The organism is Mycobacterium sp. TH-M11 (assembly GCF_057473725.1).
The window spans coordinates 1-6,978 of record NZ_JBYCLD010000292.1 but is presented as its reverse complement, the minus strand read 5'-3'; the positions used below and the strand labels follow the sequence as shown (position 1 = coordinate 6,978).

The 6,978-nt window shown below is 67.9% G+C and carries 7 protein-coding genes; 6 read left to right on the top strand and 1 reads right to left on the bottom strand.

All coding sequences use genetic code 11. The features are described 5' to 3' along the window. On the top strand, positions 1–1,326 hold a 1,326-nt coding region (locus AC2VOG_RS12185; RefSeq protein WP_486940154.1), incomplete at its 5' end, for an FAD-dependent monooxygenase. A gap of 439 nt (positions 1,327–1,765) precedes the next feature. Further along, positions 1,766–1,966 (top strand): cold-shock protein, encoded by a 201-nt coding sequence (locus AC2VOG_RS12180; protein ID WP_486940153.1) that lies wholly within the window; start codon positions 1,766–1,768, stop codon positions 1,964–1,966. A 106-nt stretch (positions 1,967–2,072) separates the two neighbouring features. On the opposite strand, the gene AC2VOG_RS12175 is transcribed toward AC2VOG_RS12180, so the two are convergent. After that, positions 2,073–2,660: a 5-formyltetrahydrofolate cyclo-ligase gene (locus AC2VOG_RS12175; RefSeq protein ID WP_486940152.1), complete on the bottom strand. Its 588-nt coding sequence runs from the start codon at positions 2,658–2,660 to the stop codon at positions 2,073–2,075. Positions 2,661–2,684: 24 nt separating this feature from the next. On the opposite strand from AC2VOG_RS12175, the gene AC2VOG_RS12170 reads away from it, so the two are divergent. From AC2VOG_RS12170 to sepX, 4 genes are all read left to right on the top strand, one after another. Further along, positions 2,685–3,593 (top strand): UTP--glucose-1-phosphate uridylyltransferase, encoded by a 909-nt coding sequence (locus AC2VOG_RS12170; RefSeq protein ID WP_486940151.1) that lies wholly within the window; start codon positions 2,685–2,687, stop codon positions 3,591–3,593. A gap of 36 nt (positions 3,594–3,629) precedes the next feature. Continuing rightward, positions 3,630–4,919 (top strand): molybdotransferase-like divisome protein Glp, encoded by a 1,290-nt coding sequence (gene glp, locus AC2VOG_RS12165; RefSeq protein WP_486940150.1) that lies wholly within the window; start codon positions 3,630–3,632, stop codon positions 4,917–4,919. Between the two features lie 21 nt (positions 4,920–4,940). Further along, positions 4,941–5,594 (top strand): GNAT family N-acetyltransferase, encoded by a 654-nt coding sequence (locus AC2VOG_RS12160; RefSeq protein WP_486940149.1) that lies wholly within the window; start codon positions 4,941–4,943, stop codon positions 5,592–5,594. Between the two features lie 290 nt (positions 5,595–5,884). Next, entirely contained in the window at positions 5,885–6,943 is a 1,059-nt protein-coding gene (sepX, locus tag AC2VOG_RS12155) for a divisome protein SepX/GlpR (RefSeq protein WP_486940148.1), read from the top strand. Positions 6,944–6,978 lie beyond the last annotated feature (35 nt).

The following is a 6,978-nucleotide window of genomic DNA, read 5'->3' as shown; positions in this document are numbered from 1 at the left end:
GGGATGACACCACGCACCATCGAAATCCTCGATCAATGCGGCATCGCCGACCGATTCCTCACCGAAGGCCGCACCATCGAAGTAGGCCCCGGATTCTCCGGGCTCACCATGGACCTACGAGAGCTGCCCACCCGCCACCCCTACGTCCTGGGGCTGCTGCAGTACCGCGTCGAACGCATCCTGGCCGACTGGGCCACCGAACTGGGGGTCACCATCCGCTACAGGTCGGACGTTGTTGGGGTCCAACAGGAGCCAGGCGGCGTCGACGTCACCCGCGCCGACGGCACAACGATACGTGGCACGTACGGGGTGGGTTGCGACGGCGGCCGCAGCGCCGTCCGCAAGGACGCCGGGATCGCGTTTTCCGGATGGGCGGCGTCGACGAGCTGCCTGGTCGCCGACGTCGACATGGCCGACGAACCACCCTGGGGTCTACACCGTGACGGCGGGCATCACTCGTTTCACCACTTCGACGGCGAAGACACCATCCGCGTGACCGTCACCGAGCCCAACGTCGACGACACCGCCGACCCGACGTTGGATGACCTGCGCGCCGCACTGCGGGCCGCCCGCGGCACCGACTACGGAATACGCAGGGCAGCATGGATTTCCCGCTTCACCGATACCACCCGACAAGCCGCCACTTACCGAGACCGGCGGATCCTGCTTGCCGGCGACGCCGCACACATCCACTTCCCGATCGGCGGCCAAGGACTCAACACCGGCATCCAAGACGCCGCCAACCTCGGCTGGAAACTCGGCCAAGTCGCCACCGGCGTATCCGACCCAGACCTACTCGACACCTATCACGCTGAACGCCACCCCGTCGGCGCCCGGGTGCTGCACACCACGATGGCCCAAACCGCGCTCAACGCCCCGGGCCCGCGTACCGACGCCCTGCGCGACATCATGGCCAGCATTCTTGCCATGGACGAACCCCGTGCTCGTATCGCGGAAATGATGACCGGGCTCGACATCCGCTACGACCTCGGTGACAGCGACCCGCTGGTCGGTCTGCGCATTCCCGATCTCGACCTGCTTACCGACCGCGGCCGGGTGCGACTCTTCGACCAGCTCCACCAGGGCAGGGGAGTTCTACTGGCCACCGGCCCCAGCCCCACACCGGACGTCACACGATGGCGGGACCGCGTCAGCACCGTGGAAGCGGACCCGCTTGAAACATGGTGTCTCCCAACACTCGGTCAGGTCCCAGCGCCCCGCGCCGCGCTCGTCCGGCCCGATGGCTACATCGCCTGGACCGACACCAGCGCCGGACACCTAGACCAGGCCCTCCACCGATGGTTCGGCGACCGGGCCCACAACTGACGTCTACGCCGACGCCAGGCGGACGGTCGGGGTATCTCGTTGCGGGACGCCAGGAAGCCAGCTGAGGATATGACACGAGAATGAGACAGAATCCGCATGACATCACGTGAGACATCCGGCGTCACCGCAGTTCAGCGGAGTGGGTTATGACGCGCGGAATGGGAACCTACACAGGCAATGTTAGGGGCCGCGATGTGGCTGACCCCACCCGCTGCTGAGTCGGCGTCGAACGCACCCGGGGAGGCGGGTAAAAAACCGTCCGGAGATCGCGTAGGATCGGGGAGTCGAAATTCTAAGTGTTCGTGTTCCCAACACGCTCGCGCAGAAACTTGGTGCGGGCGTCTCTTTCTCCTTGCAGGGCAAGTCAGAAGCAGTCGTCTGATCATTCGGCCACCGTTTCGCATGGTGCGGGGCGGTAACTCTGGCAAAGGAGAAACGCATGACACAGGGAACCGTGAAGTGGTTCAACGCGGAAAAGGGCTTCGGCTTCATCGCCCAGGCGGAGGGTCCGGACGTCTTCGTCCACTACTCCGAGATCGACGGCGGCGGATTCCGCAGCCTCGATGAGAACCAACAGGTTGAGTTCGAAATCACCCAGGGCGCCAAGGGCCCCCAGGCCAGCAAAGTTCGGGCCATCTGACCGGTCCGCGAGACATGAAGGCCGTACCCGCTCCGATTGTGAGCGGGTACGGCTTTTTCGTTCGGCAGGAGAACTCGCAGCCGGTTGCGGAACGCGGGTGTCTTGGCTAACCGGCGAGCTCGACCAGGCCCTGCCCGGGGGTCAGGGCATGCGTCATCGGCACGTCGTGTGGTTCGTGTGGCACCTCGTCGAGCAGTTCCTCGTCGCGGATGACGGCGATCAACCGGGCCCGCGGAGCCCGTAACGTCAGCGTCCGGTCATAGAACCCGCGGCCCCGTCCCAGCCGTGCGCCGGTACGGTCGACCGCCAGCGCCGGCACCAGGACGACGCCGGCCGTGGCGACGGCTGTCGCTGGTAGCCACGGCCCGGCCGGTTCCAGCAGGCCGAATCGTGCGGTCACCAACAGTCCGGGCCGGTACTGGCCCCACTGCAGCGCCAGCGCGGCGTCGTCGGCGGTGGTACGCGCGACCGGGAGCAACACCTGGTCGGCGCGCCGCGCCAAGGCATCCACCAGTTCGAGGGATCCTGGCTCGCTGCCGACCGGAACGTAGGCGCACACGGTGCCGCCGTCGATCGCCAGCGCGCCGACATGACCGGCCAGTGCCGCGGCCTGCCGCGCCCGGTCGACATTGGACACCAATCGACGCGCTGCTACCAGCCGTTCTCGCATTGCCGACTTGCCCGCGGTCGCCACGGGTTCAACGATATGGTTTCAACGATGGCCACCCCACACATTTCGGTTCCGCGGACAGCGATCGTGCCCGCGGCCGGTTTGGGCACCCGTTTCCTGCCGGCGACCAAAACCGTGCCGAAGGAGCTGTTGCCTGTCGTGGACACCCCCGGCATTGAGTTGGTCGCGGCCGAGGCGGCTGAGGCCGGTGCCGAACGTCTGGTGATCATCACCTCCGAAGGCAAAGACGGCGTCGTCGCGCACTTCGTCGAAGACCTGGTGCTGGAGGGCACGCTGCAGGCCCGCGGCAAGGAGGCCATGCTGGCCAAGGTCCGCCGGGCGCCGCAGCTGATCAAGGTCGAGTCGGTCGTGCAGACCGAGCCGCTGGGACTGGGACATGCGATCAGCTGCGTGGAGCCGGTGCTGTGGGCGGACGAGGACGCTGTCGCGATTCTTCTCCCCGACGACCTGGTACTGCCGACCGGCGTGCTGGAGACGATGTCGAAGGTGCGCGCTGAGTTCGGCGGTTCGGTGCTATGCGCCATCGAGGTGGCACGCGACGAGGTGAGCGCCTACGGGGTTTTCGACGTCGAGCCGGTGCCCGGCGCCGACAGCGACGTGCTGAAAGTCAAGGGCATGGTGGAGAAGCCGAAGGTCGAGGATGCGCCGTCGCTGTACGCCGCGGCCGGGCGGTATGTCCTCGATCGCGCCGTTTTCGGTGCGTTGCAACGCATTCAGCGTGGCGCCGGGGGCGAGATGCAGTTGACCGACGCGATCGCGTTGCTGATCGACGAGGGGCATCCGGTGCACGTCGTCGTCCACCGCGGCTCCCGACACGACTTGGGAAATCCCGGCGGCTACCTCAAGGCTGCGGTTGACTTTGCCTTGGACCGTCCCGATTACGGGCCAGAGCTGCGGCGGTGGCTGGTGACCAGACTGGGTCTGGCCGAGGATTAGCAGGCCAAGCGCCTGGCTGAAACAGAAAGGCGCGTCGTGCGTTCGGTGGAAGAACAACAAGCCCGAGTGACGGCTGCCGCGGTGGCGCCGAGGCCGGTGCGCGTCGCGATCGCCGAAGCCCAAGGGTTGTTGTGTGCCGAAGAGGTTGTGACTGAGCGGCCGCTGCCCGGCTTCGATCAGGCCGCCATCGACGGCTACGCCGTTCGCAGCGTCGACGTACTCGGGGTGGGGGAGACCAACCCGGCCGACGAACAGCTCGACGACGAGGCACCCGATTCGGCGCCGGCCGGCGGCGGCGTGACCCTGCCGGTGATGGGCAGCGTGCAGGCCGGCGCCCGCACGCCGAGCAGGTTGCAGCCGGGCCAGGCCGCGCGCGTGCAAACCGGGGCACCGCTGCCGACGCTGGCCGATGCAGTGTTGCCGTTGCGCTGGACCGACGGCGGCCAGTCGCGAGTGCGGGTGCTGCGCGGGGTGCGCTCGGGCGCCTACGTGCGGCGCACCGGGGACGACGTGCAACCGGGTGACGTCGCCGTACGGGCGGGGACGATCATTGGCGCCGCGCAGGTCGGGCTGCTGGCCGCGGTGGGACGTGAGCGGGTTCTGGTGCACCCACGTCCGCGGGTCTCGGTGCTGGCGGTCGGCGGTGAGCTGGTCGACATCTCTCGCACGCCGGGCAACGGCCAGGTCTACGACGTCAACTCCTACGCGCTGGCGGCCGCGGCCCGCGACGCCGGTGCCGACGTCAACCGCGTCGGCATTGTCTCCGGCGACCCGCGAGAGCTTGGCGAGGTGGTCGAAGGCCAGGTCAATCGCGCCGAGATCGTGGTGATCGCCGGCGCAGTCGGCGGCGCGGCGGCCGAGGCGGTGCGCTCGGTGCTCGCCAAGCTCGGGGACATGGAGGTCTCCCGGGTCGCCATGCATCCGGGTTCCGTGCAGGGCTTCGGCCAGCTGGGCCGCGACGGCGTTCCGACGTTTCTGTTGCCCGCCAACCCGGTCAGCGCACTGGTGGTCTTCGAGGTGATGGTCCGGCCGCTGATCCGGTTGTCGCTGGGTAAGCGGCAGCCGATGCGCCGGATGGTGCAGGCGCGCACGCTGTCGCCGATCACCTCGGTGGCGGGCCGCAAGGGGTTTCTGCGCGGACAACTGATGCGCGATCAGGACACCGGCGAGTATCTGGTGCAGGCCCTGGGCGGTGCCCCGGGTGCGTCGTCGCATTTGCTGGCGACGCTGGCTGAGGCAAACTGTCTGGTCGTGGTTCCCCGTGAGGCTGAGCAGATTCGCACCGGCGAGGTCGTCGACGTGGCGTTCCTGGCTCAGCGCGGCTGAACGAGCCGGTGGTTTCAGCTCGTGACGGTGTGGCGCAACAATTCTCATCACCCCGGCTGGCCCGCTGCGGTGGGCCCGTTACGGGTGGCGGCCGGAGTGATCCGGCTGCGGCCGGTGCGGTTGCGTGACGCGGCGCAATGGAGCCGGGCCCGGCTTGCCGACCGCGCCCACCTGGAGCCGTATGAGCCCAGCACCGAGTCCGATTGGATTGCACGACACTCTATTTCGGCATGGCCGGCGGTGTGCTCGAGCCTGCGGTCGGAAGCTCGCAACGGTCGCATGCTGCCGTATGTGATCGAGTTGGACGGCCAATTCTGCGGGCAGCTGACGATCGGCAACGTCACGCACGGCGCGCTGCGGTCGGCCTGGATCGGCTACTGGGTGTCCCATGCGGTGACCGGTCGCGGTGTCGCCACCGGCGCCCTGGCGCTCGGGCTCGACCACTGCTTCGGCCCGGTCAGACTGCACCGGGTGGAAGCGACCGTGCGGCCGGAGAACGCGGCGAGCCGGGCCGTGCTCGCGAAGGTCGGATTTCGTGAAGAGGGGTTGTTGAAGCGCTACCTCCAGGTCGACGGTGCCTGGCGCGATCACCTGCTGGTGGGCCTCACGATCGAAGAGGTGTACGGGTCAGTGGTATCGGCGCTGGTCCGCCAGGGCCATGCGCGCTGGGCCTAGCGCGGTGACGATTCGTGCCGTTTGCGGCGCGGGGAGGAACCGGGCCATGGGACTAGCGCGGTGACGATTCGCGCCGTTTGCGGCGCGGGGAGGAACCGGGCCATGGGGCTAGCGCGGTGACGATTCGCGCCGTTTGCGGCGCGGGGAGGAACCGGGCCATGGGGTCCTGCTAATTCAGTCCGTCAACAACTCGCGGCGTGTCGTGTTACGAACGTGACTTTTGTGACTAATGATGCTCTGCATAGGGCGTCTCAACTGGTGGCGCCCGGCGGGGAAAGGAGCGGGTCGCCATGCCAAGCATCCCGCAGTCATTGCTTTGGATCTCACTCGTGGTGCTCTGGCTGTTCGTGCTGGTCCCCATGCTGGTCAGCAAGCGCGACGCGGTCCGGCGCACCAGCGATGTCGCATTGGCCACCCGGGTGCTCAACAACAGCAGGGCGGCCCGCCTGATCAAGCGCGGCAAGCCCGCGGCGGGGCATCGCAGTAACCCCGACTGGCAGCCCGAAGACGACGAGCAGGTCGACCATGACGACGCTGGCGCCTTCCCTGATACCGATGACCATGACGCCTTCCACGACGCCGACGCCGACGCTGACGCCCCGCCCTCGCGCGTCCTCGCGACGGTCGCCGCGCCGTCGTCGTCGGAGGACGCCGGGCCGGACTACCTCGATGTCGACGTGGTCGACCCCGACGCACCAGCCCTGCCGGCCGCCCACGCGGACGCCGACCATCAGGCCGCAGACGACACCGACACCGAGGTCAACCTCGCCGTCGAATACGACGACGTGGGCGACGCCTTCGGCGACAGGGGCGAAGGCTTCGACGACGACGAAGACCAGTACGAGTACGTCGACGACACGTCGGGTATCCCCGTCGCCGAAGACCCGCCGCTGCGCACGATGCCGGCGGCGCACGATCGGCGGCATCGTTTTGATCCGGATAGGGCTGCCGCGCTCGCAAAGCGCAAATACGCCGCGCGCCTGCGAGTGTTGATGGTCATGGCACTGGTCCTGGTGCTCTCGGCGATGACGGCGTTCCTAGGGACCTCCTCGGCGTGGTGGTTCGTCGGCCTCATGTCTGCGATAACCGTGCTCTACCTGGGCTATCTGCGCAAGCAGACTCGGATCGAGGAGCGGGTGCGCCGGCGCCGGATGCAGCGGATGGCGCGTTCGCAGCTGGGCGTGGAGAACGCCTACGACCGCGAATACGACGTGGTCCCGGCGCGGTTGCGGCGCCCCGGGGCAGTGGTGCTGGAGATCGATGAGGAGGACCCGATGTTCGAGCACCTCGACTATGCGCCGTACGCGCGGGAGCAGAGCTGGGACCTGCCGCGAGCGGTAGGCCAATAGCGTTTTGCTGACATTCGGCTGGTAGCCTGCTATCG